The sequence below is a fragment of the Virgibacillus sp. MSJ-26 genome, from assembly GCF_018918075.1.
Lineage (GTDB): Bacteria > Bacillota > Bacilli > Bacillales > Amphibacillaceae > MSJ-26.
On the sequence record NZ_JAHLPW010000011.1, the window covers coordinates 1 to 23,153 of the forward strand.

Consider the following 23,153-nt stretch of genomic DNA (forward strand, 5'->3'; position numbering starts at 1 on the left):
GAACTACTTTCCATTTAAAGTCGGGTGAATAATATGGATTTGCCAATGAATACCTCTCCTTTTGAATAGTTGTTTTTTTATTTTTTAACTGTCTACTCAAAAGGGAGCATATCAAAGCGTAGCGTATTTCCGTAGCGATGGTTTACCTCATTCTTTTAATAGAAAGGATAATGTTCATCAACTGAAACCATAGCTAACATAAGACGCAATTAAGTTTTTTAGGCCATAGTAAAAAGGCTGATCCAAGTCCTTACGATAAGGTAAGTATTGGGTCAGCCTTTTTATTTGGATAAATGCCCATATTTAATAAGCATTTAAACGAATTATTATATTATCTTAGAGCATCATTTATATAGACAGCAAATGCTATCCTCTTTTAGCACCTCGACCTCCGCGTCTGGATTCCGTGTGCTTCTTTAAAGAGGCTAAACGGTCTTCAGAGTCTTTAAGAAAACGATTCATTTTCGATTCAAATGATTCACTTTTCTCTCTTGGGGTTTTTTGACGAACAGGTTTTTCTTTCGTCTTTTTAATCGATAAGCCAATCTTTCCATCCTTTTGGACATTGATGACCTTTACCTGGACTTCTTCGCCGACTTTTAAATGATCATTAATGTCTTTAACATAGTTATCAGCAACTTCACTAATATGAACAAGACCTGTTGGCCCTTTTTCAAGCTCTACAAAAGCTCCAAAGTTAGTGATACCTGTTACCTTTCCCTGCAATTTGCTGCCTACTTCAATTGACATAAAAAAAATGCTCCTCCTTAAAATTTATAAACATACCTTCATATTATAGTATACCTTAGACCATGAAAGTGTGTCAATAAGATGGGTCTTGATTAGGAATCTTGAAGATTAATTCCCCTTCTTTTGAAAAGAAGTAATTTGTCCGAGCAATATCTAAGATGTATTCATCATCCTTAAGCAATTCAATTTCTTCGTTTAAGTAAGTCTCTTTTTGTTTTAATGATGCTAATTCTTCCTCGAGTTGTTGATACTCTTGAGTTTTAGTAGCATGGAGTTCGCGCTGTTTTAAGTGATAAGTAGCCATGCTTCCGAAAGCAATCACTACAATAGCCGCAAATAGGACGAGACGCCTAATAAGACGCTTTCTTTTCCTACGTTGTCTTTCCACGTGAGCATCGTACTTTTTCATATAGCCTGAATTTAACCTTGTTACTGACTTTTCCCTTTCGCCCATAAGCACTACCTCCTCTTAATCTTTAGAAATCTAGCGACTTTAATAGTTATATTTTCTATTGTACTATAAAGTCCAACTAATTTGTACAAAATATTATGTACACGTTTCGGCAAGAGGTGATAAACTTTTTTTAGTAACCATAAAATAGGGCCAAAGATAATCGTTAAGAGAAAAGTTAAAATGGCTATAATTCCTTTCACTACCCATTTTAACAGGTTAATAACAAATTGAATAATAAACTTTATAGGAGTAATTATAATTCCATTAAATAGTTTTATTGAGAATCTATAAATTGAATTTCCGATAGTAATCAAACGTTCTAAAATACGAACATAAACTTTGGAAGCAAGTGCCTTATAGGCAGCAAAGCCAAAAAAGCTTGCTATAATCACATAAAGCCTTATATCTCCACCATTCACCCGGAATAATAGATAGAATAAAATAAAAGACTGCGTTAACCAGAAACAGATCTCCATAAAATAAAGAAGAAAAGTGTTATTCTTCCAGGCAAAGGAGAAACGCCTAAACGTTTCTAAAGCTAGTCCTAAATAAAACCCGCCTAAAATCATGGAGATCATAGTCATAAATTGAACATCAAGTGTCATTTAAAAAGCTTGCTAAAGAACCCTTTAGCTTTCTCCTGTTGATGATCATCAACATAGGATAATTCATAAACTTTTCCTTTAATGGATACAATGCCTTCTGTCACATCAAGGTTTTTCAGTTGTAGATTTTGTCCTCGAATAATTAAATAGCCCATAACCGTTTCAAGTAGAAACTCCTCGTTATCAAAACTATCAACTTCTTTTACACCTGTAATTTCAAGTAGTTTGCGATTATTAATCTTTAACTGATGATCCTTCTGATGAGTTACTGTGCCAGGTTGTCTATCATAATAGTTCATATACTCGTCCTCCTTATTACTATTACTTATGTGGAAATAGACAAGTATAGAACTAAAAAGTTACTCTTTTACTTCTTCTTCTTTGATTACTTCATACATCATGCCTGCCTCTTGTTTACGAATTACTTCTTGGACCTCGTTAACCTTAATGGTTACAAGCTTTTGACCAAAGCGGATGGTAACTTCATCACCTTTGATCACCTCTGTTCCTGCCTTTGCTCTATTACCGTTAATGGTCACTCGGCCTTGATCAGCAACTTCTTTAGCAAGCGTTCTTCTTTTAATTAATCGTGAAACTTTTAAAAATTTATCCAACCTCATTTTATATCACCCTTTTCTTTTTGCTTGATTCCAAAAGCTATCCATTTCTTCTAGAGACGTTTCATTAATATCTTTGCCGCGTTCTTTTAATTGCCTTTCAATGTAGGTGAAGCGAGATATGAACTTCTGATTACTTTCTTCGAGTGCCAATTCCGGATTGATTTTGTAAAAGCGAGCCAAATTAACAACAACGAATAAAACATCTCCTAGTTCGTTAATCATTTCCGGTTGATCGTTATTTTGAATTGCTTCTTGTACTTCTTCGATTTCTTCTTTAAGTTTATCCCAAATATCTTGAGCGTTGTCCCAATCAAAGCCTACCTTCGCTGCCCTTTTTTGTAATTTATATGCTTTTAGTAAAGCTGGAAGATGCTTGGGCACGCCATCTAATATAGATGATCTCTTGTCACCCTTTTCTTCTTGCTTTAATTGTTCCCAGTTCTTATGTATCTCCTCAACCGAGTCGACGTGTGTATTTGAAAACACATGTGGATGTCGATGGATCATCTTTGTTGTAATTGTCTTAATGACATCATCAATCGTAAAATAACCATCATCTTCTCCAATTTGACTGTGAAGCATAACTTGTAAAAGTACATCTCCTAATTCTTCAATCATTCCTTCATCATCTTGCTCATTAATGGCATCTACCAATTCATATGCTTCTTCAAGCAAATATTCCCTTAGCGATTCATGTGTTTGCGCCTTATCCCATTCACACCCGAGAGGACCTCTTAACGTTGAGATGACTTCCTTTAAACGTGTAAAAGTGTGGCTTAATAAATCACTTGGAGCAGGTGGAACGTAAACACTGGTTAAATTACTTATATTAAAATCATGGTCAAGTTCTTCTAAAGGAATTTCGTGTATTTTTTCGGATTCAGTCCCCGCAGCATCAATAATGGTGACAGTGTAATCAAAAGGCAAATCTTCCAGTAGGGCTAGTTTTAAGTCTGATGCTATGAAACGATCATAGACTTGGCAAAAAATAAGGTGTTGACGATAATTGAGTTGCTTTCTATCAAAGTCAGTTCCATCTACAAATTGAAAGCCTTCAATTGGGTCTATTTTAAGTGAGGTAAATAAATCATCCAAGTAACTGTGCCCACCAATGACAGAAACCTCAATCTCTTCCTGATTTAATAAAAGTTGCACCGTCTTTTCAGCGAGCATAGGATGTCCAGGCACTGCGTAAACGATCGATTGACTTTGTGCTTTCTTTAGCAGATCATCTACAATCTCTTCATATACTTCAGTGAACTGCCTTTTGTTCTGGTACACCTTATCGTATGATTCAAATTGAACGCCTTCTTCTTGTAACAAAGTAATCACTGGATGGTCTGTTGTTCGTGTCATAATTATATCTTTAGTTTTTGTTAACTTTATATATATACCTAATGGCAGCTGATTCATATCACCAGCGCCAAGTCCGATTACTTCTATTTTTCCTGACATTTTACTCCTCCTTGGACAATCTGATAAACAGATTCGAAAACGGCATGACTGATAATTCCCGCTTTGAGAACGCCTGATTTCGCACTAACATAATTAAATATAATAAAGCACCTGAAATAGCAATGAATACAACCCATAGTAATAACGTAAAACGGGATAATATTGATATATCCGGTATAATCACTTTTAAACCAACAATGTAGACAATCATAATTAAACTCGCTTTTATGAATGCCTTCAACCGGATGCCTTTTAAGAAAGAAAAACCAGGTACTTTTCTTTTCAGCTCAAAAAGTACAATTGCACATAAAGTGAATAAACTGAGCACGGTGGCTAATGCACTCCCAATAATCCCGAGGAACGGTACTAACATTTGATTTCCAATCCATTTAACAAAAAAGGCAAAAAGAATAAAACCAGCTGTTCGTTTAAAATAACCTAATCCTTGTAAAATAGTTGTGCCTGTAATAGCTAGTGAGCTCAAAAGAATAGAAAGTGCTAAAATCCTTAAACTACTTGTCCCCTCATCATTTTGAAAAAGTAAAACATTCGTCTCGGGAAAAATTAACACCAAGCCAAGCATCGCTCCAAAAGAGAGGTAAAAGCTAAAGTTGAGCGCACTTTGTACAGATTCATAGCGTGCATTAGAAAGTGACTTTGACTTTTCCCTCGTTAGATTAGGGATAAGTGCGAGTGCAAATGATGAGCCAACCACGGTGCCTACTTGAATCAGTGGCTGTCCTCTATCAAAAACACCTTTCATCGCCATCGCCTCAATTTTTTCTAATCCATAATCCCTTAAGCTAGGGACTAGAGTAAATGTATCAGCAAATTGAATAATCAGTAAAACCATATGGTTTAAAGAGGCGACTAAGCCAAATAGAAGTATTGTTCTTATATAATAACGCCATGATATGACTTTCTCCCCCGCTAATTTAGGACGTTTTTTCAAGAGAAATACACTTAAAATCAACAAAGCAGCAAGTGCCCCACCAATCGCAGCTACACCCGCCGCTTGTCCAATTTTATAAAAACTATCTCCATTTGTTGCAATGATGTATGCTGCAATAATAATAACAGACACGCGCACCAATTGTTCACCTATTTGGGAGTAAGCTGTTGGCTTCATTTGTTGAACACCTTGAAAAACGCCGCGTAGTAATGAAGTAAACGGAATCAACAGAAATATAAAAGCTGCCAGTTCATAAGCGAACGCTAAGTTTTCATCACCAACCCATACTGCAATCGACTTGGCATTCATCTTTAAAAACAAAAAGATAACACCATTAATGCCAAGTAAGATCAACCCTAATGGGCCATAAAAATTTTTAAAACAAACTTGTCTACCTTCCATATGCATATCCGCCGTCAGTTTTGAAATAGCAGAAGGAAAACCGTACAAAGCTAGAACCGTGGCAATCCCAAGCAATGGATACACTTGCTGATAAATATAAAATCCAAGATCCCCCGTTAAATTTTGTAAAGGAATCCTGTAACCTGCACTTAATACTTTACTAACTAAACCCGCAATCGTAAGGAGCAAAGCACCCCTCACCAACTTATTCGTCTCATTCTCCATCCAACCCAAACGCCTCTCCAGCAAAAATTTAACTATAGTATAACATACACCAAAAGCGAAAGCGCCCTGGGTAGCCCCGACAAGCTTAAGTAAGAAAACGTAGTGACGGGTTTTGTCACGAAGGTTTATTACTTAAGACCTCGAGGGGCTGGGCGCTGTAGCTAGACGTTACAAAAGCGAGAGGGACCGGTTAGCGACGTATGAACTGGACTGAACCGGAGGAGATAAAGGAAACACAGCGACCGTAGGAAGCTGATGTTGACTTATCGCACGGAGGTGAAGGAAGTTCACTAGTCGTTGGTCACTCGAGCTAGACGCACCATTAGGCTGAGGTGCCCGATTAGCAACGTATAAGCTGGACCCCCACCATGCAATCGATGGATATTTCTCTTTTTTGACGTTTTCACATCATGAGAAGCGTTCTATCGATGGATGTTTCTCTTTTTTGACGTTTTCACATCATGAGAAGCATCCTATCGATGGATGTTTCTCTTTTTTGACGTTTTCACATCGTGAGAAGCGTTCTATCGATGGATGTTTCTCTTTTTTGGCTTTTTCACATCATGAGAAGCGTTCTATCGATGGATGTTTCTCTTTTTTGACATTTTCACATCGTGAGACTGCTACCACTATATTACACAAGATTAAAAGGCAAACGCCCAGATACAACTTTAGGACGTTTGCCTTTTTAACCTGCTCACTTTATTCCATTTGTTTTCCTAAAAATATCGCGGCCGTTTCAGCAGCCTTTTCTTCAACATTGCTAAATGTATCTTCCTTCGAGAATATAAGTACACATCCAATGGGGTCACCGTTTGCAATTACCGGTGCAATACAATATGAAGTTATTTCTTGTTCGTTATTCGCTGTTATTTCTACAGTTTCTGATTCATCGACGAATTCTAATGTGCGACTTTCAATTACCTTTTCTAATTTTGATCCAATTTTTTTATTTAAGTATTCTTTCTTTGACTCCCCAGCAATAGCAATCACTTCATCGCGGTCACAAATTAATACTGGAGACTGGAGGGAGTCAAAGAGAGCCTCTGCATATTCTGTTGCAAAATGACCTAATTCATTAATTGGCGAATACTTTTTCAAAATTACTTCGCCTTCACGGTCAATGAAAATTTCCAGTGGGTCGCCTTCACGGATTCGTAATGTTCTTCTGATCTCTTTTGGAATAACTACTCTACCTAAGTCATCTATTCGTCGTACAATTCCTGTTGCTTTCATTGTGAAGCCTCACTTTCTTACGTTGTTTTTTTCGTGTTGTGTCAAATGCTTGTCTCTAGCTTAACTTTACATCACGAAACACAGCTGAGCTCTTGTCGTTTCCTATATCAGCACACTCATTTGCTTGATGATTAATGATGTCATTTCTTTAAGTAAATATATCTTTTTAGATATAGGAAAAATTTAGCTCTGTGTTTATTTAGTATGAATCAACAACTTGGAACTATACATGATTATCCAATTAACTCTAAATTAACGATTGACTTGGTTCATTTTCCTAATAAATTCAGCGACCACGTCATAGCGTGTTGCTTGTATTTCTTTAGATACCTGGAAAGTAATTTTTAGTTTGCTTTGTTCTGTTCCAAGTAGTACACGACGGTCAAATTCATTTGCTAACTCAAATAATTTTGCACCATCTATTTGCTGACTCCGATCCTTGGAAACGAGCATTTCAATTTTCTTGCCTTTTTCGTGAATTGATTCAACTCTCTCCCTACGGGCAAGCATTTTTAATTGAGACACCGTGAGAAGGTTGCCAACTTCTTCTGGGTAATCACCAAAGCGGTCAATTAACTCATCCTGAATTTCTCCCACATCTTCTTTTGAAGAAACAGCTTGAATTTGTTTATACATATCGATTTTCTGTCTTTCATCTTCAATATAACTTTCCGGTATATAAGCATTAATATTAAGTGTCAATTCAGGTTCAAATGGTTCTATTTCTTCTATATCTTTACCCATTTTTCGTGCATCGATAGCGTCTTTTAGCATTTTAGAATACATGTCAAACCCAACTGAATCAATAAATCCATGCTGTTGGGCACCAAGTAAGTTTCCTGCTCCACGAATTGATAAGTCACGCATTGCAATCTTAAAACCAGAACCTAACTCTGTAAATTCCTTGATAGCTTGCAGTCTCTTTTCAGCCACTTCTGTTAAAACTTTATCTTTTTGATATGTGAAATAGGCATATGCAACACGATTTGAACGGCCAACACGACCTCTTAATTGATAAAGCTGGCTAAGTCCCATGCGATCAGCATCATAAACAATTAATGTATTCACATTTGGAATATCAACACCTGTTTCAATAATTGTCGTACTGACCAGCACATCGTATTCACCTTCTAAAAAACCTAGCATAACATTTTCAAGTTCTGTCTCGTTCATTTGCCCATGTGCTACACCGATTTTTGCATCTTCAACGAGCATACCAATTTCTCTAGCCATACGCTCAATATTCTCAACACGATTAAATAGGAAAAAGACTTGCCCACCTCGAGCCATCTCTCTTTCAATTGCTTCTCTAATAAAGACTGGATTGTATTCAAGAACATAGGTCTGAATTGGGAATCGATTTTCGGGAGGTGTTTCAATAACCGATAAATCTCTCACACCAAGCATTGACATGTGCAATGTTCTTGGTATCGGTGTTGCTGTCAATGTGAGGACATCTACATTTGTCTTTAATTGTTTAATCTTTTCTTTGTGTTTAACCCCAAAGCGCTGTTCCTCATCAACGATAAGTAACCCTAAATCATGATACTGGACGTCCTTTGAAAGCAGTCGATGTGTTCCTATTACGATATCAATAAGACCTTTTTTTAGCTTATCAAGTGTTTCGTTTTGTTGCTTTCGTGTTCTGAATCGACTAAGTATGCCAATATTGACTCCTTGTTCTATAAAGCGTTCCTGTATAGTTTCATAATGTTGTTGTGCAAGAATTGTAGTAGGTACTAAAAATGCAACTTGTTTACCATCTGCAATTGCCTTGAAAGCTGCCCTAATAGCAACTTCTGTTTTTCCATACCCAACATCTCCACATAAAAGTCGATCCATCGGCTGGGATCTTTCCATATCGTGTTTAATTTCTTCAATACACCTTAATTGATCATCCGTCTCTTGATACTGGAAGGAGGCGTCAAAATCACGTTGCAAATCACTATCCTCGCTAAACGCATACCCCTTCATCGCTTCCCTTTCAGCGTATAATTTAATTAAATCATCTGCTATATCTTCTACTGAAGACTGAACGCGACGTTTTACTTTTGCCCATTCAGAGCCACCCAGCTTATAAAGTCTAGGTTCTTTTCCTTCTGAAGCCACATACTTTTGCACCAGGTCAATTTGGTCAATAGGAACAAAAAGTTTATCGTCCCCAGAATATTTAATCAGCATGTAATCCTTATTTTTATCGCCAACTTTTAAGGTCTCTATTCCTAGATACTTACCAATCCCATGGTTGGCATGAACTACATAGTCACCGACTTTTAATTCTTGATAACTTTTAATCCTTTCCGCATTAGAAATCTTTTGTCTTTTCTTTGGCCTTTTAGTCTTTTTCTTAAATAACTCATTTTCTGTAATTAATGCCAGTTTATGCATCGGCATTTCAATTCCATTTATAATATCCCCAACTGTGATTGTTGGAAGTTGAATAGGTAAGGTTAATTGTTCCGTTACAACATTCGATTCTATATTATAATCTTTTAAAATAGAATGGATTTTTTGTGCACGACTTTCGTTAGGCGCCATGATAATAACTGAATAATCGCCCTTTTCCCAGCGCTGCAATTCATTTGACAGTAAGTTCATTTGTCCATGAAACTCTTGCATAGCACGTGATGAAATATTAATAATATTTTCCGGTTTTGTATTGGTTATATGTCGCAAGAAAACTGATAAGTAAAGACGTTGATGTTTAACCTTTTCCCAAGCAGTATGCCAGTCAAAAGAAAAGCGACTTTCTTTAACCATTTGATTCGATTCAAGTAAACTGCTATACCATTCAGCTTCTTCGTTATCAAGGTGATTAGCCGTCTCTTGAATTCGACTCATTTCATCAAAGACAAGTAAACCTTTTTGGGGCAAATAATCTAATAAACTAGCGGGCTGATCATATAGAAAACCTAAGTACTTAGCCATCTCCGGGAAGTGTTCTAAGTTTTTCAAACGCTCAATATCTTGCTCTACCGACTCTACAAGCGTTTCTTTTTCTTCATTCGTCTTTAATTTTTTTAATGTTTCTGACAAAGCCGTCTCTAGTCGTTGAGCACCTGATAAAAGATCTTCATTTGTTAAGAGTAATTCTGTTGCTGGTCCAACATTAATCTTTTCCTTCTTCTCCAGAGATCTTTGTGTTTCAGCATCAAAATACCGAATAGAATCAATCTCATCATCAAATAGTTCAACTCGGATTGGATCTGTCTCAGTAACTGGGTAGATGTCGATGATTCCACCCCTAAGACTAAACTCACCAGGTGTAGTTACCATCGAAACTCTTTCATAACCCATATCAATGAGTGAAGATAGATGTCGATCAACGTCAATAACTTCTCCATCTTGTAAGGAGAGTTGGTAATTCTCCCAATAGGTAGGAGGTGGTAACAATCGTTTAATTGCTGCCACCGGTGCAATTAATATGCCAGACTTATTTTTTGTCCATGCCGTTAAAGCATCAATTCGTTGACTCTTTAACTCAGGACTTGCTGTAGCAATTTCAGATGCAATCAGTTCATTTACAGGGTATAAATGGACATGATTCTCTCCTATAAAAGTAACCAAATCATCATAAAGTTGTTGTGCTTGAACCAGTTGATAGGTAACAAGCAAAATAGGTCTATTTAATTCCTCTGTTAAAATAGACATGAGTAAACTTTTAGCAGAGCCAGATAAACCAGCAATAAGTTGTTCATTCAGTCCACTTGAAACCCCATCGATGATAGACTCAATATCATCCTTCGATTTCAAATAATCATTTATACCCTTCATATATAAATCCCCCATTAAAAGCTTTGATGACTGTTTAGAGACGGACGCATAAGACAGTGGCTGAAAGCGCATGATCTTCTGAGCTTGAAATGCCAATTGCTTATGACGGGAATCCCTAGGAGCCGCAGCTAGATACATTAAAAGCGTAGGCGACTGCTTAGGGATGAACGCATAAGCAAGAGGCTGAAAGCGCGGGATCTTTCGCGCTGAAATGCCAATTGCTTATGACGGAAATCCCTAGGAGCCGCAGCTAGATACATTAAAAGCGTAGGCGACTGCTTAGGGATGAACGCATAAGCAAGAGGCTGAAAGCGCGGGATCTTTCGCGCTGAAATGCCAATTGCTTATGACGGAAATCCCTAGGAGCCGCAGCTAGATACATTAAAAGCGTAGGCAACCTACATTCTAACTTATATATTTCTCTTACATTATCATACAAGCCCAAAAATGCTTTGGTCGCTTAAACCAAAGCTAAAAATTCCTAATTTGCAAGATGATTATTGTATAAAAAAGTCCAATTCATGATATTGTGGATGTTCTCCTAAAGTATTTTCACAGCTCTCACAAATTGTTTTAATCTGAATATCTCCATTATCCTTATAATGAATCATATATTGTTTTTCTTCTACTGTGAGCTGATCAAAACCTAGAACAGTCGTATCAACTATCTTTTGATTTAATTTTCCAACTTGTTGACCGCAATGCCGACATGTATAAATAATAGACATAAAAATACCTCCTCAGATAAGCAACCTCAGGACTGTAAGTAAACACCCGTCCTTTCAAAGATACTTGAGATTAAGCCGATTGCTATCCCTTCTAGCATCTCTTTAAAAAGTTTATCCGAAAAGTATATTTTTATACTGATGCCTATACAACTTATACGATAAAGATTCTAATACCTAGCCTATGCACCGATTATTGATTAAATTCATTCATTACTTGATCAAATGGCCTTTTCAACCATGTTTCACAAGCATCTGCGGCTTTGGTTATACTGTTAGTCACATCAGCCTGATCTGCTTTAGGAAATTTACCTAACACATAATCAACTACTGGAACAGCAGTCATTGGTCGGCCAATTCCTAGTCGTAAACGCTTAAAGTTTTTTTGTCCTAAATGGTCTAAACATGAGCGAATGCCATTATGACCGCCATGCCCACCTTTTTGTCTCAATCGAATTTTTCCAACTGGTAAATCTAAATCATCGTAAATAACTAGGATGTCCTTGACATCAATATTAAAGTATTCAGCTAAAGGACGAACTGCCTCACCTGAAAGATTCATAAATGTTTGAGGTTTTAGTAACATGACCTTTTCACCATGGAGCTGTTCTATCAAATAATCTCCATTAAATTTACTTTTATTCAATTTCCAATTATGACGGCTTAGAAGTTCATCAATGACCATAAATCCAATATTATGGCGCGTTTTTCGATACTTCCTTCCTGGATTTCCCAGTCCAACAATACATTTCATTTCTTTTTCTTCCTTTATCGTAGAAATACAATTAGCCCTCCCCAAAAGAACTTGTCTTTTGTAAGGGAGGGTTCATCTTGTTTTATAATATTACTCTTGTTCTTCCTCTTCATCATCTTCAGCGCCAACTAGTTCAGGCTCAGCTGATTCATCTTCATCAGATGGTTCTAAGTCTTCTTCTTCTGTTGGAGCTGTAACTGTTGCTACTGCGGTATCTTCTTCTTCAAGTATTTCATATTTATCTGATTTTGGTAAATCAGCAATAGTGATACTATCACCGATATCTAAGTCAGATACATCGACAACAATTTCATCTGGAATATTATTAGGCTTTGCACGAACAACTAGTTCAAATAGTGGTTGCTGCAATACACCGCCTTCTTTTGTACCAGCCGCTTCACCGTCAAGACGAATCGCGACATCCACATCCATTTCTTCTGACATATCAACGATATAGAAATCAGCGTGAATCAATTCATCCTTAAGCATATCCATTTGATAGTCATGAAGCATAACTTCTACAGATTTATCATTTTCGACATCTAAGGAAATAATCGCGTTACGCCCTTCATCACGTACTGTTTTTACAAGTTCGATACTATTAACTGCGATTGACTTTGTTTCCTTATCTTTGCCATATACAACAGCAGGAACTTGTCCTTGCCCTCTTAATTTTTTTGTAGCTGAAGTCGTATGATCTTCTCTTTTTACTGCTTTTAATTTTGCCATTTTCTTAACCTCCATTAATTTTAACAACTCAATCAAAACTATCTTTTAAAAGTCAATGACTGTATTTAAAGTAAGTAGTTTTTCATTTTATCATATATTACCATGGATTAATCAAATAAAATGCTTACAGATTTCAATTCATGCACACGTGTAATTGCTTCTCCAATAAGCGGAGCAACAGACAACTCAGTAATCTTATCAATTTTCTTCTCTTCTGGCAATGGAATTGTATTGGTGATGACAAGTTCTTTAATTTTAGAATTCTCAATGCGCTCAAGTGCTGGTCCAGACAAAACAGGGTGTGTACAACAGGCATAAACCTCTTTGGCACCATTTTCAATTAATGCATTAGCTGCGAGCGTAATGGTTCCAGCCGTATCTATGATGTCATCGATTAAAATAGCTGTTTTCCCCTCTATGTCTCCAATGATATTCATGACCTCGGCGACATTAGGGCGCGGTCTTCTTTTATCAATAATGCCAATTGGGGAACCAAGTCGATCTGCCATTCTGCGGGCACGTGTCACACCACCATGATCAGGCGATACAACTATTATATCTTCAAGCTCCTTTTCTTCAAAGTGTTCACTTAAGATGGGGACACCTTGTAAGTGGTCAATTGGCAAGTCAAAGAATCCTTGGATTTGAGGTGCGTGTAAATCCAACGTAATCACTCGAGTAGCACCGGCCGTTTGTAGTAGGTCAGCTATCAACTTAGCAGTGATTGGTTCTCTTGCACGTGCCTTTCGGTCTTGTCTAGCGTAGCCATAGTAAGGCATTACAATATTGACCGATCTCGCTGAAGCACGTTTAAGTGCATCAATCATAATAAGTAATTCCATAATATGCTTGTTAACAGGGGTACTAGTCGATTGAACGACGTACACGTCGCAACCTCTAATACTTTCTTCAATATTTATTTGAATTTCCCCATCACTAAACTCAGTTACAGAACATTTACCTAATGGTGTACCAATATGATTGGCAATTTCTTCCGCTAACTCCCGATTAGAATTTAACGTAAAAACTTTTAATGATGAATCTTTATAGGTAGATGCCATATGAATCTAACCCTCCGTTTAATTTTTTCTAAGTCTCTTAGCATAGCCATCTTTGTTCGTCTGTCTTTCGCGCGCAATCGATAATGAGTCTTTTGGAACATCCTTTGTGATCGTAGAACCTGCTGCCACAAAGGATCCCTTGCCAATAGTTACTGGTGCAACCAAGTTTGAGTTACAACCGATAAACGCATCATCTTCAATCGTCGTTAAATATTTATCTTTCCCATCATAATTCACTGTTATTGTACCACATCCGACGTTAACATTGCTTCCAATATCTGCATCACCTATATAACTTAAATGTGGAACCTTACTTTTCTCACCGATTTGAGACTTTTTAAGCTCGACAAAATTCCCGATTTTTGCATCATCGCTGATTGCTGCCTCGGGTCGAATGTGAGCATAAGGGCCAACAGCCACGCGATTTCCAATCTTGCTGTCTCTGGCCACACTTTGTTTAATCACTGTTTCTTTCCCTATATAACAATTCTTAATTTCACTATGTGGTCCAATTTGCGCATTTTCTTTAATAACTGACTGACCAGAGATAATTGTTCCTGGATAGACAGTTACGTCTTGTTCAATAACAACATCAGGCTCGATATACGTGTGATCTGGATCAATAATACTGACCCCGTTTCTCATATGTCTTTCATTTATACGTCTTTTCATTACCTTCTCAGCAGTTGACAGAGCAACTCGGTCGTTTATACCAAGCGTTTCGTCAAAATCGGGAGCTATGAATGCAGCGACCTTTTCAGATGAACCTTGTAAAATTTCAATCACATCTGGCAAGTAATATTCACCTTGGGTATTTTCATTAGTAACTTTCTTTAATGCTTCGAACAGAGCTTGATTATCAAAGCAATATGTACCCGTATTGATTTCATCAATCAAAAGTTCTTCATCACTCGCATCTTTGTGTTCAACAATTCGTTTAACTTCACCTTGTTCATCACGAACCACTCGTCCATAACTAAATGGATTTGGAGCCTTCGCTGTCAATATAGTAGCTTTTGCTTGTTCTTTTTCATGATATTCAAAAAGGGCTTGATAAGTCTCTTTTGTAATTAGCGGTGTATCTCCACAAACAACAATCGTTGTTCCTTCTTTACCTCTTAATAAGTCCTCGGCCTGCATACAAGCATGACCTGTTCCTAACTGTTTTTCTTGTAAGACGAATTTACTCTTTTTACCAATTCGTTCTTTAACTTGTTCAGCTCCGTGCCCTACAACAGTAACTATTTCATCAAGTTGAGATCCTTTAACCTCATCAATAACATGTTGAACCATTGGGCGTCCTAAAACAGGATGAAGCACTTTATACAGCTTAGACTTCATTCTTGTTCCTTGTCCTGCTGCAAGCACAATAGCATAACGTTTTGCCATAAGGCAACCTCCATTCTATTATCCATTATGAATATATACCAAAAAACATCTCATTTCAACATATAGATAAAGAAATTCTCTTGGTTTTTTAATACATTCATTCCTATTTATTATTCACTGTATGTAAATCATTATTGGTGAAATTAAACTTAATCTATTATTTAAACAAAAAAGAAGACTAATCAGTTAAGATTAGACTTCTATTATAAAAAAATTTTATTTAAGATACTCCCGCTTCTTCGTAATCGGCATCTGCCTCTTCCTCTCCTGCACGGTGATACTCTTCCAATACAGCATCTTGTATCTTAGCTCGCATGTTTGAATTAATGGGATGTGCGATATCTCTAAACTCACCATCAGGAGTCCGTTTAGATGGCATTGCGACAAATAAGCCATTGTTACCATCAATTACACGAATATCATGAACTACAAATTCCTGATCAAACGTAATTGATGCAATAGCGCGCATTCTTCCCTCCGTGTTAACACGACGTAATCTAACGTCAGTTACTTCCATGCTGATTCACCACCTTTTCCCAATAAGAACTTACTTATATTAATTCAACAAAAATTCAATAATTCCTGCTAAATATTAAAAAAAGTTTAATAATTTACAAAAAATCTATCAAACCTATAGAAAAAGGACTTTTAAACTGTCTTAAAATACAAAAAAACCTCTCTTAATCAAAGAAAGGTTTAGGTAAATCATACTATTTACTTTTTTTGCTCATAAGTACCTGGTTGTGTTTGAATTGTTCCATTTTTAATATCTACATCTGATATTTTAATCAATGAAATATAATCTTCAACACTACGTTCATCTTCTTCATCATCTGCTTCTGCCAGTACACCGATAGCTTTAACATGGGCGTTAAATTCTTTTAACAGACTTACCATACCAGTAATAGTGCCGCCCGCTTTCATAAAATCATCAATAATACATACATTAGATCCTTCTGTCAGACTGCGCTTGGGTAAAACCATTGTTTGTATTTTACGCGATGAGCCTGATACATAATTTATACTGACTGAAGATCCTTCAGTCACTTTTGGATTTCGCCTGGCAATAACTGTCGGTACTGATAAGAAAGAGGCTACAGCATAGGCTAAAGGAATTCCTTTCGTCTCTACAGTAACAATCGCATCAATATCATCTGCGGAAAACTTCGAGGCTAAAACGCGACCTATCTCTCTCACCGTTTGAGGTTCGCCAAGAAGATCACTCATATACAAATAATCCCCCGGTAAAATCCTAAGAGGGTCTTCAAGCTTGTGACATAAATGATTAATAAACTCCATACCATGCTCGTGACTTAATTCAGGGATAAAACTCGCCCCTCCAGCCGCTCCAGGGTTTCTTTTTATATAACCGATGCCTTTTGTTTCAAAAACTTCATTGACGATATCCAAGTCCTCACTTATAGAAGACTTAGCCGAATTGTAAGTTTCTGCAAAATAATTAAGATTTCTTGATACCCGTGGATTTTCCAAGAAAAAGTTTGTTAAATCCACCAATCGATGGCTCCTTTTCATTTTCACACCTCAAAAACCGAATATTTTTAACAAATATAACATTATTGTTTGCCTTTAATCAACTTTTAACCTAATAAACGAACAATATAGACCTCGTCACAAAAGCCACGCATTCCATTATAAATACTTTTTGCTTTACTATGTTGTTTAACCAATCCATAAATTGTAGGGCCACTTCCACTCATAAGTGAACCTACCGCACCATATTTAGACATTTTTTCTTTCATCCTTTTAACTTCCGGATAAAGGCTGAACGTCACAGGTTCTAATACATTTTCAATCGAACTAGCTAGTGTCATAAAATCACTTTCATATAGCGCTTGTATAATATCTTCTTTAACAGGTCGAGACCTTGCTTCATGTATATAACGTTTAAAAATATTTTTTGTAGAAACACCGATATCTGGCTTAGCTAGGACAATCCAACATGATGGGGGAGAAGGAAGTTTTTCAATAATTTCACCACGCCCACTGGCAATGGCCGTTTCACCATGAACACAAAAAGGGACATCTGAACCAATGGTAGCCCCTATATGAGCAAGTTCAGCTAAGGATAAATTTAGAGACCAAATTTTATTTAAGCCACGTAAAACGGCTGCTGCATCACTGCTCCCACCACCAAGACCTGCAGAGACTGGGATATTTTTTTCAATTTTAATATGGGCACCCTTGGTAATATTATATGCTTGTTTAAGCGCGACCGCCGCTTTATAAGCTAAATTCCGTTCATCATTTGGTACATACCTACTCCATAATGACACTTTAATTTTGTCTTCTGCTAAGGAGTGCAGCTCAATCCGATCATAAAGATCAATGGTTGTCATAATCATTTCAACTTCATGATAACCATCATTACGCTTACCCAATATATCAAGTGATAAGTTGATTTTTGCCGGCGCCTTCTCAAAAAGTGCCATCTCCGTCACCTACTTTTAATATTAAACAAATTGTATCATATAAGAAAAGTGATGGCGACTGCTAAGGGATGGAGGCATAAGCAAAGAGCTGAAAGGCACTGGTCTTTGTGCCTGAAATGCTCATTGCTTATGTCCGTAGTCTCTAGGAGCCAGAACTGGACAAAGAAAAGTGATGGCGACTGCTAACATAAGCAAAGAGCTGAAGCCCTTACCGAAATGCCGCATAGCTTACGGAACATCTTTTTGAACGACAACTTTTACGGATTTTGCCGGATTCGTGGACTTCAGTATAAGCAAAAAAACTAAAAAAAGGCAAACCCATTAGGGTCTGCCTTTTTCTTGCATGCTTTGCTCAGCTATTTCAATGGCTCTTTTAACCATGTTCCCGGCATCTCTAGCTCTGATACCGCCCCATCCCTCTTGCTGCACTGTGTCGTAAAATCCTAACTCTTTTGCAATTTCTTCTTTCATTTGGTGTGACATGATCCCACGTCTGCTAGCCATAGAAAGAACATCCCCTTTCGTGTTAGTGTGATTACGACATTATTACTTTTTACATTCCTATGTAAATTAACCGTGTTATAAGTATGCAAAAAAGGATTTAATTAGAAAAATCATATTGCTTCAGCATGCTTTCTAACTTAAGTGCTAAACCAATATTTCCATCAACTTTTAATCTCCCCGTCATAAACGCTGATGTACTATTCAAGTCACCTGTAAGAAACTTTGTAAAATGTTTTTCCTTTAATTTTAATATACACGCTGGTTCTTTTTCTGAATTACTATGTATAATCGCTTGTCCCTGGTCAAACTCTAATTGGTAAACACTCTCAGGTTGATCAGTGATTTGGAATTCATAAATAGCATTTAAATTTTGATAAGGATCCTGATTCTCAAATAACTTTTGATCAATAAGCTCCCACAATTCCGGAATAGTCTTTGCTTCCATCTCCAATTCCCCTTTGCACGTATTATATTTTCTCGCATTATATAGAGTATAATACTTTAGAAAAAAAGAACAATAAACGATAAAATCGTTTATTGTTCTGATAACATGGCTTTCTGTTGTTCATCAAGAAAACTTAATTCCACCGATTCTGTTAGTACGTCTGCATAGCTGTAAGAAACACGTTCGAAAGCATTTTCATCTTGATCTAGCTCGACCACAAAAACAGAAGGATACGTTTCTGCTAAAGTTCCAAAGCGCTCAATTGTTTTTCTTCTGCCTCTGTTCGCCTTCAGTCGTAAACGTCTTCCTAATTGATCCTCAAGACCTTGCTTAATTTCGATTAATGTTTTTGCCACTAGACTCCACCTCACTACATATTAGTTTACCACACGCTTGTATGAAAGTCAAATAAAACTATATATTATACCAATATATCTTTTTTAATGTCAATAGGTTTCCACTATATTTATTATTATTATGCCTAATTGTTAAAAATATATGTATTTACTTGTAAAAATATCTAATTAACAAACAAGCCAACCTAATTATTCAATTAATATAAGAATAAGGTTGGCTTAAATTCATATAGTGCGTGCTTATTTTTATATGTCATCTTAGAGTTGATTTATTCTTAAGAAACTTAGATTCCATTAAACTTCATATCCATCACCCGGTGTTTTTTCAAAGTGCTCATTTTCATTATCATCTTGAAGATAGGGTAAGCCCGTTCGTAAGAGTCCTCTCGTTTCTATGCCACCCATGCCTTTTTCCCTTGTTAAAGTATTTCTTAATACGTCCATAACACTAACCTTCTCCATAAAAGGGGTGTAAGCTATTTTAGCTGCAATAAATACGGGATCAAGAGCGTGAATGTTAATTCGTGATGGTGAACTTGCAAAGTTTGCCCCCGCTCTAATAAGAGATTCAAAATGGGACTGACATGCCCCCGCAAAGATCACGAGCTGATCTAAATTTGGAACATTATCACGAGCATTTCTCACCGTTTCTACAAAATACTTTGAATGTCGATAAGCCTGTAGCTCACTTTTTTTGCCTTTTTGTTTCTGATAAGAATCGTGACCTGTAATAACAATTATATTTGGCTTTATTTTTTCAATAAGTGCCCCTATCTCAAAAGGCATTTCTTTTTCATTAAGATGGACTCCATGAACTTGAAGATGCATTCGTTTATATAAAGCAATACACTTTTTCAAGTAAGACGGATCCCCGTCTATATGAAGAACGCGAGCCGGCAGTTGAAAGAAGTGCGGGACCTTGAAACCTTCAGAAGATTGATAATCACGCTTTTGTTCCATAAGCCGATAATCTTGCCTAAATAAGCGAAAAGATGATTCTTCCTGCTCTTTGCTCTGTTGGCGTCTTTTTTCCAAATCTCTCTTTTTAACAGGGGATAAATCATCAAATGGTGCATCTGCTACAAGGCGATATTCATCCCCATAAAGGATTGCTTTATCTTGTTTAAATGAAGAAATTCTAAATAATAAATCATGTTGATACGATTTCCTTGTCACTAATTCGCCTTTTGTATAAGGTATCATATATTCACCTCACCGCTTTTCATCACTATAAGTGAAAGCATCCTAACATAGGCTATGTTCATAGTGAGGTGAGTGTGCCTAAGTTTTAAACAAATTAACCATCTATTGCCGTGAACTCATTTGCTAAAGTGGCGAATTCTTGCATATTTAATGACTCTCCTCTTCTTGAACCATCGATACCTGCTGCCGCTAAAATAGAAGATATGTCTTCCTTATCGTATTTATCTTTTAAAAACCTATTTAAATTATTTCGTAATGTTTTCCGTCTCTGTACAAAACTAGCTCTAATCAGCGAGAAAAGGAAATCTTCATCGGCTACCTCGATGGGTGGATTTTCTCTCAAGGTTAGTTTTAGAATACTTGAATCGACATTAGGTTGTGGCATAAAAACGCTTTTTGGCACGGTCATTACGACTTCCGCTTCAGTGTAATATTGTACAGCAAGTGATAAAGAACCATAGGCCTTACTATTAGGTGCTGCAGCCATGCGGTCAGCGACTTCCTTTTGAATCATTACCGTGATACTTGATAAAGGTAACTTTTCCTGTAATAACTTCATTAGAATAGGTGTTGTTATATAGTACGGTAGGTTTGCGACCAGTTGAACAGGTTGATTTGGGCGGAATCTTTCTTTTATCATTTGACTGACGTCAGCCTTTAAAATATCTTGATGAATGACATGAATATTTGTGTAGTCTTGTAATGTATGATTTAAAATAGGTAAAAGGCGTTGATCAATTTCATAAGCAACAACTTGTTCAGCATGAATTGCCAATTGCTCTGTTAAGGCACCTATTCCGGGACCAATCTCGATAACAGCAGTTTCTTTATCAATCCCAGCGTGCTTAATAATATTTTCTAAAATATTAACATCAATTAGGAAGTTTTGTCCTAAACTTTTTTTAAAAGTGAGATGATGCTCTTTCATTATTTGATTGGTCATGCTCGGAGTTGCTATATATTTTTTACGATTCATTCGTCTCCTCCTGTATAACCTGATTTATCGCTTGTTCAAATTGAGCTTGAGTAATATTAAACATAGATAAACGTTTTAAAAGTTGTTTTCCATTAGTATGACCTATTTTAAGTAACTCACCAAGATGTTTTCTTCGCTTCCCTGCTTTTAATCCACCAATAAGTCCGTAATTTATTAAATCTTCTTTTGAAATATCGCTTTCTACCTCATCAGTTAATTGATAAACCGCTGATAATGCTTGTTTGATATCTTGTATAGAAGCATGCTCAATCCCTAGGCTTTTATTTTTAGGATGTTTGGCTTTTGCCTGTTCATTCGTCAAAAAGGCATGTTTACACCCCGGTACAGCTTGGTCTATTATATGGCGAATTCTTTCTCCGGGATAATCAGGATCGGTAAAAATAATCACCCCGCGCTTTTCTTGAGCATGTTCGATTTGTCTTAATGTGGCTTTATTTATAGCAGAACCATTTGTCTCAAGAGTATCCGCATTAACGGCTTGGTGAACTTTTACCGTATCATCTTTTCCTTCTACAACAATAACCTCTTTTATTTTCATATACTTGCGCCTCTTTCATAAAAAATGCTCTTACCATTTTAACATGGTAAGAGCATGAATATCATGTTATTAAAATTTAGTTTAAAACTTTCACAGTCACTGTCTTTTGACCAAATGCCAAAGCTGCTTCCTTGTTAGGAAAATGAAGATCAATTCGGTTTCCCACAATATTACCGCCTGTATCACCAGCTACAGCCTCACCATAGCCTTCTACCCAAACTTTAGTTCCAAGTGGAATCACACTTGGATCAACTGCAACAACTTTTTTGTTTGGATTGGCATTCAAATCAATACCTGTTGACGTATGACCAGAACAACCATTACATTTTGCAGTATAGGCACTCGCACTCATCGTAAGTGTTTTGCCGTTTGAATTGGAGCTGCTGGATTTCTTAGAAGAACTGCTTGATGCACTTGATGAATTACTTTTCGGTTTTGACTTTGATTCTGATTTTGACTCTGATTTAGCGAGAGTTTGAAGATTGCCACCATCATTTGTTTGTTTAGCTTCTTTCGTTCCGACTGCGACAACTTTGTTTTGACTCTCTTTTTGAACCTTTTCGTCTTTAAGTACTTTATCGGCTTTTTTGCCGTCTTCTTTCGTTATTTCATATGTTTTAACGACGAGACCTTCCTCTCCCTCAGAAATAACCTTTTCTTTTCCTTTTTCTAAAGAATTGTCTTCTTGAGTTTCTATTTCAAAAGGAATGGCTTCTTCAACTTCTTCTTTCTCTTTGTCGACACGAACAATTTTAATCTTAGTATCATTTTCTATTTTATCGGATAAGTTAACATTTATTTTATCATTGCTGTTTTTTAAGTAAGTAATTTTGTGATCGTTTAATAATTGTTCGACTGTTCCGCCTGTCGTCCAGTATTTTTCTTTTTTCCCACCGTTGACAACGGTAACTTGAAAAGCTTTAGTGACATCGATTATCATACCCTCTTTTAGAGCATCGTCTAACTCATGTGATAAGTCATCATGATTGGAGAACGCTAAGTTATGATCTATAAATAAGTCCTCTACTGTTTCTTCGGTTGTATGATATATATTTTCTTCTCCATCGACATTGACCGTCACTTGTTTGGCAGTTTTATAATCGATTGTCATGCCACTTTCAATTTCTGCATCTAACGCATGAGACAGCTCATCATGTTGGCCTACAGTAATACCTGTTTGCTCAAGAACTTCCTCAACTGTCTTAACGTGCGTTTGAACTCTTTGCTCTTTTCCATTGTCATTTACAGTAATGGTCTTTTTCATTGCATCAAAAACAATGATGCTAGAAAAAGCGATCAGTGCCAAAACACCCACCGTCGAAATAACCTTTTGTAAATTTGACTTGGAGAAAAGCTTTGAATTTTTTCGCATGCTATTGCCTCCTTGACATCGCATACGATTATATAAATATTAAAAATCAAAGTCAAAGGGTTTTCGATTACTTTTACTTTACAATTTGGTTACATACGATGGCAATTACTTTACAACAGTCAAATAAACATTGATTAAGTCGAACATTAGAATATTA

General features: G+C 36.6%; 24 protein-coding genes. All 24 read right to left on the reverse strand.

From position 1 onward, the window contains the following. Positions 1-366: 366 nt before the first annotated feature. On the reverse strand, positions 367-750 hold the full coding sequence (locus tag KQI49_RS11235) for a S1 domain-containing RNA-binding protein (protein ID WP_216489055.1): 384 nt from the start codon (positions 748-750) through the stop codon (positions 367-369). Between the two features lie 73 nt (positions 751-823). After that, positions 824-1,204 (reverse strand): FtsB family cell division protein, encoded by a 381-nt coding sequence (locus KQI49_RS11240; RefSeq protein WP_216489057.1) that lies wholly within the window; start codon positions 1,202-1,204, stop codon positions 824-826. Positions 1,205-1,209: 5 nt separating this feature from the next. Beyond that, positions 1,210-1,809: a spore cortex biosynthesis protein YabQ gene (gene yabQ, locus KQI49_RS11245; protein ID WP_216489059.1), complete on the reverse strand. Its 600-nt coding sequence runs from the start codon at positions 1,807-1,809 to the stop codon at positions 1,210-1,212. After that, positions 1,806-2,108 (reverse strand): sporulation protein YabP, encoded by a 303-nt coding sequence (gene yabP, locus KQI49_RS11250; RefSeq protein WP_216489061.1) that lies wholly within the window; start codon positions 2,106-2,108, stop codon positions 1,806-1,808. The genes yabQ and yabP overlap by 4 nt, the downstream gene beginning before the upstream one ends. Before the next feature lie 60 nt (positions 2,109-2,168). Further along, positions 2,169-2,429, reverse strand: coding sequence for an RNA-binding S4 domain-containing protein (locus KQI49_RS11255; protein ID WP_216489062.1), 261 nt, complete (start codon positions 2,427-2,429; stop codon positions 2,169-2,171). Positions 2,430-2,435: 6 nt separating this feature from the next. Further along, positions 2,436-3,884, reverse strand: a complete 1,449-nt coding sequence (gene yabN, locus KQI49_RS11260) for a bifunctional methyltransferase/pyrophosphohydrolase YabN (RefSeq protein ID WP_216489064.1) — start codon at positions 3,882-3,884, stop codon at positions 2,436-2,438. A gap of 1 nt (position 3,885) precedes the next feature. Then, positions 3,886-5,463, reverse strand: coding sequence for a putative polysaccharide biosynthesis protein (locus tag KQI49_RS11265; RefSeq protein WP_216489066.1), 1,578 nt, complete (start codon positions 5,461-5,463; stop codon positions 3,886-3,888). 702 nt (positions 5,464-6,165) lie between these two features. Beyond that, positions 6,166-6,699, reverse strand: a complete 534-nt coding sequence (spoVT, locus tag KQI49_RS11270; protein WP_216489068.1) for a stage V sporulation protein T — start codon at positions 6,697-6,699, stop codon at positions 6,166-6,168. Between the two features lie 252 nt (positions 6,700-6,951). Then, positions 6,952-10,473, reverse strand: coding sequence for a transcription-repair coupling factor (gene mfd, locus KQI49_RS11275; RefSeq protein WP_216489070.1), 3,522 nt, complete (start codon positions 10,471-10,473; stop codon positions 6,952-6,954). 497 nt (positions 10,474-10,970) lie between these two features. Next, entirely contained in the window at positions 10,971-11,201 is a 231-nt protein-coding gene (gene fin, locus KQI49_RS11280) for an anti-sigma-F factor Fin (RefSeq protein WP_216489072.1), read from the reverse strand. A 190-nt stretch (positions 11,202-11,391) separates the two neighbouring features. Then, positions 11,392-11,952 carry an aminoacyl-tRNA hydrolase gene (pth, locus tag KQI49_RS11285; protein ID WP_216489074.1) on the reverse strand — a complete coding sequence of 187 codons (561 nt, stop codon included), beginning with the start codon at positions 11,950-11,952 and terminating at the stop codon, positions 11,392-11,394. Positions 11,953-12,042: 90 nt separating this feature from the next. After that, positions 12,043-12,681, reverse strand: a complete 639-nt coding sequence (locus KQI49_RS11290) for a 50S ribosomal protein L25/general stress protein Ctc (RefSeq protein WP_216489076.1) — start codon at positions 12,679-12,681, stop codon at positions 12,043-12,045. 107 nt (positions 12,682-12,788) lie between these two features. Next, the gene (locus tag KQI49_RS11295; RefSeq protein WP_216489078.1) at positions 12,789-13,742 is read right to left on the reverse strand and encodes a ribose-phosphate diphosphokinase; all 954 of its coding nucleotides are present in this window, start codon (positions 13,740-13,742) and stop codon (positions 12,789-12,791) included. 18 nt (positions 13,743-13,760) lie between these two features. Continuing rightward, positions 13,761-15,131: a bifunctional UDP-N-acetylglucosamine diphosphorylase/glucosamine-1-phosphate N-acetyltransferase GlmU gene (gene glmU, locus KQI49_RS11300; RefSeq protein ID WP_216489080.1), complete on the reverse strand. Its 1,371-nt coding sequence runs from the start codon at positions 15,129-15,131 to the stop codon at positions 13,761-13,763. Between the two features lie 220 nt (positions 15,132-15,351). Continuing rightward, positions 15,352-15,648, reverse strand: coding sequence for a septation regulator SpoVG (gene spoVG, locus KQI49_RS11305; RefSeq protein ID WP_216489083.1), 297 nt, complete (start codon positions 15,646-15,648; stop codon positions 15,352-15,354). 197 nt (positions 15,649-15,845) lie between these two features. Next, the gene (gene purR / locus KQI49_RS11310) at positions 15,846-16,664 is read right to left on the reverse strand and encodes a pur operon repressor (protein ID WP_216489085.1); all 819 of its coding nucleotides are present in this window, start codon (positions 16,662-16,664) and stop codon (positions 15,846-15,848) included. 65 nt (positions 16,665-16,729) lie between these two features. Then, positions 16,730-17,581: a 4-(cytidine 5'-diphospho)-2-C-methyl-D-erythritol kinase gene (gene ispE / locus KQI49_RS11315; RefSeq protein WP_216489087.1), complete on the reverse strand. Its 852-nt coding sequence runs from the start codon at positions 17,579-17,581 to the stop codon at positions 16,730-16,732. 321 nt (positions 17,582-17,902) lie between these two features. Next, the gene (locus tag KQI49_RS11320; RefSeq protein WP_216489089.1) at positions 17,903-18,085 is read right to left on the reverse strand and encodes a small, acid-soluble spore protein, alpha/beta type; all 183 of its coding nucleotides are present in this window, start codon (positions 18,083-18,085) and stop codon (positions 17,903-17,905) included. A gap of 97 nt (positions 18,086-18,182) precedes the next feature. Beyond that, positions 18,183-18,530: an SCP2 sterol-binding domain-containing protein gene (locus tag KQI49_RS11325; protein ID WP_216489090.1), complete on the reverse strand. Its 348-nt coding sequence runs from the start codon at positions 18,528-18,530 to the stop codon at positions 18,183-18,185. A gap of 89 nt (positions 18,531-18,619) precedes the next feature. Continuing rightward, on the reverse strand, positions 18,620-18,886 hold the full coding sequence (gene veg / locus KQI49_RS11330; protein WP_216489092.1) for a biofilm formation stimulator Veg: 267 nt from the start codon (positions 18,884-18,886) through the stop codon (positions 18,620-18,622). 294 nt (positions 18,887-19,180) lie between these two features. Next, positions 19,181-20,089 (reverse strand): sporulation peptidase YabG, encoded by a 909-nt coding sequence (gene yabG / locus KQI49_RS11335; protein WP_253286808.1) that lies wholly within the window; start codon positions 20,087-20,089, stop codon positions 19,181-19,183. A 94-nt stretch (positions 20,090-20,183) separates the two neighbouring features. After that, complete coding sequence (rsmA, locus tag KQI49_RS11340; protein ID WP_216489094.1) at positions 20,184-21,065, reverse strand: 16S rRNA (adenine(1518)-N(6)/adenine(1519)-N(6))-dimethyltransferase RsmA; 882 nt, start codon at positions 21,063-21,065, stop codon at positions 20,184-20,186. Next, positions 21,055-21,624, reverse strand: a complete 570-nt coding sequence (gene rnmV / locus KQI49_RS11345; protein ID WP_216489096.1) for a ribonuclease M5 — start codon at positions 21,622-21,624, stop codon at positions 21,055-21,057. Before rnmV ends, rsmA begins: the two co-directional genes overlap by 11 nt. 76 nt (positions 21,625-21,700) lie before the next feature. Further along, on the reverse strand, positions 21,701-22,996 hold the full coding sequence (locus KQI49_RS11350; RefSeq protein ID WP_216489097.1) for a resuscitation-promoting factor: 1,296 nt from the start codon (positions 22,994-22,996) through the stop codon (positions 21,701-21,703). Positions 22,997-23,153 lie beyond the last annotated feature (157 nt).

Bases quoted from the DNA above. Each gene is read 5' to 3' on its own strand.
- KQI49_RS11235 (WP_216489055.1), bottom strand. From the start codon at position 750: ATGTCAATTGAAGTAGGCAGCAAATTGCAGGGAAAGGTAACAGGTATC.
- KQI49_RS11240 (WP_216489057.1), bottom strand. From the start codon at position 1,204: ATGGGCGAAAGGGAAAAGTCAGTAACAAGGTTAAATTCAGGCTATATG.
- yabQ (WP_216489059.1), bottom strand. From the start codon at position 1,809: ATGACACTTGATGTTCAATTTATGACTATGATCTCCATGATTTTAGGC.
- yabP (WP_216489061.1), bottom strand. From the start codon at position 2,108: ATGAACTATTATGATAGACAACCTGGCACAGTAACTCATCAGAAGGAT.
- KQI49_RS11255 (WP_216489062.1), bottom strand. From the start codon at position 2,429: ATGAGGTTGGATAAATTTTTAAAAGTTTCACGATTAATTAAAAGAAGA.
- yabN (WP_216489064.1), bottom strand. From the start codon at position 3,884: ATGTCAGGAAAAATAGAAGTAATCGGACTTGGCGCTGGTGATATGAAT.
- KQI49_RS11265 (WP_216489066.1), bottom strand. From the start codon at position 5,463: ATGGAGAATGAGACGAATAAGTTGGTGAGGGGTGCTTTGCTCCTTACG.
- spoVT (WP_216489068.1), bottom strand. From the start codon at position 6,699: ATGAAAGCAACAGGAATTGTACGACGAATAGATGACTTAGGTAGAGTA.
- mfd (WP_216489070.1), bottom strand. From the start codon at position 10,473: ATGAAGGGTATAAATGATTATTTGAAATCGAAGGATGATATTGAGTCT.
- fin (WP_216489072.1), bottom strand. From the start codon at position 11,201: ATGTCTATTATTTATACATGTCGGCATTGCGGTCAACAAGTTGGAAAA.
- pth (WP_216489074.1), bottom strand. From the start codon at position 11,952: ATGAAATGTATTGTTGGACTGGGAAATCCAGGAAGGAAGTATCGAAAA.
- KQI49_RS11290 (WP_216489076.1), bottom strand. From the start codon at position 12,681: ATGGCAAAATTAAAAGCAGTAAAAAGAGAAGATCATACGACTTCAGCT.
- KQI49_RS11295 (WP_216489078.1), bottom strand. From the start codon at position 13,742: ATGGCATCTACCTATAAAGATTCATCATTAAAAGTTTTTACGTTAAAT.
- glmU (WP_216489080.1), bottom strand. From the start codon at position 15,131: ATGGCAAAACGTTATGCTATTGTGCTTGCAGCAGGACAAGGAACAAGA.
- spoVG (WP_216489083.1), bottom strand. From the start codon at position 15,648: ATGGAAGTAACTGACGTTAGATTACGTCGTGTTAACACGGAGGGAAGA.
- purR (WP_216489085.1), bottom strand. From the start codon at position 16,664: ATGAAAAGGAGCCATCGATTGGTGGATTTAACAAACTTTTTCTTGGAA.
- ispE (WP_216489087.1), bottom strand. From the start codon at position 17,581: ATGGCACTTTTTGAGAAGGCGCCGGCAAAAATCAACTTATCACTTGAT.
- KQI49_RS11320 (WP_216489089.1), bottom strand. From the start codon at position 18,085: ATGGCTAGCAGACGTGGGATCATGTCACACCAAATGAAAGAAGAAATT.
- KQI49_RS11325 (WP_216489090.1), bottom strand. From the start codon at position 18,530: ATGGAAGCAAAGACTATTCCGGAATTGTGGGAGCTTATTGATCAAAAG.
- yabG (WP_253286808.1), bottom strand. From the start codon at position 20,089: ATGATACCTTATACAAAAGGCGAATTAGTGACAAGGAAATCGTATCAA.
- rsmA (WP_216489094.1), bottom strand. From the start codon at position 21,065: ATGAATCGTAAAAAATATATAGCAACTCCGAGCATGACCAATCAAATA.
- rnmV (WP_216489096.1), bottom strand. From the start codon at position 21,624: ATGAAAATAAAAGAGGTTATTGTTGTAGAAGGAAAAGATGATACGGTA.
- KQI49_RS11350 (WP_216489097.1), bottom strand. From the start codon at position 22,996: ATGCGAAAAAATTCAAAGCTTTTCTCCAAGTCAAATTTACAAAAGGTT.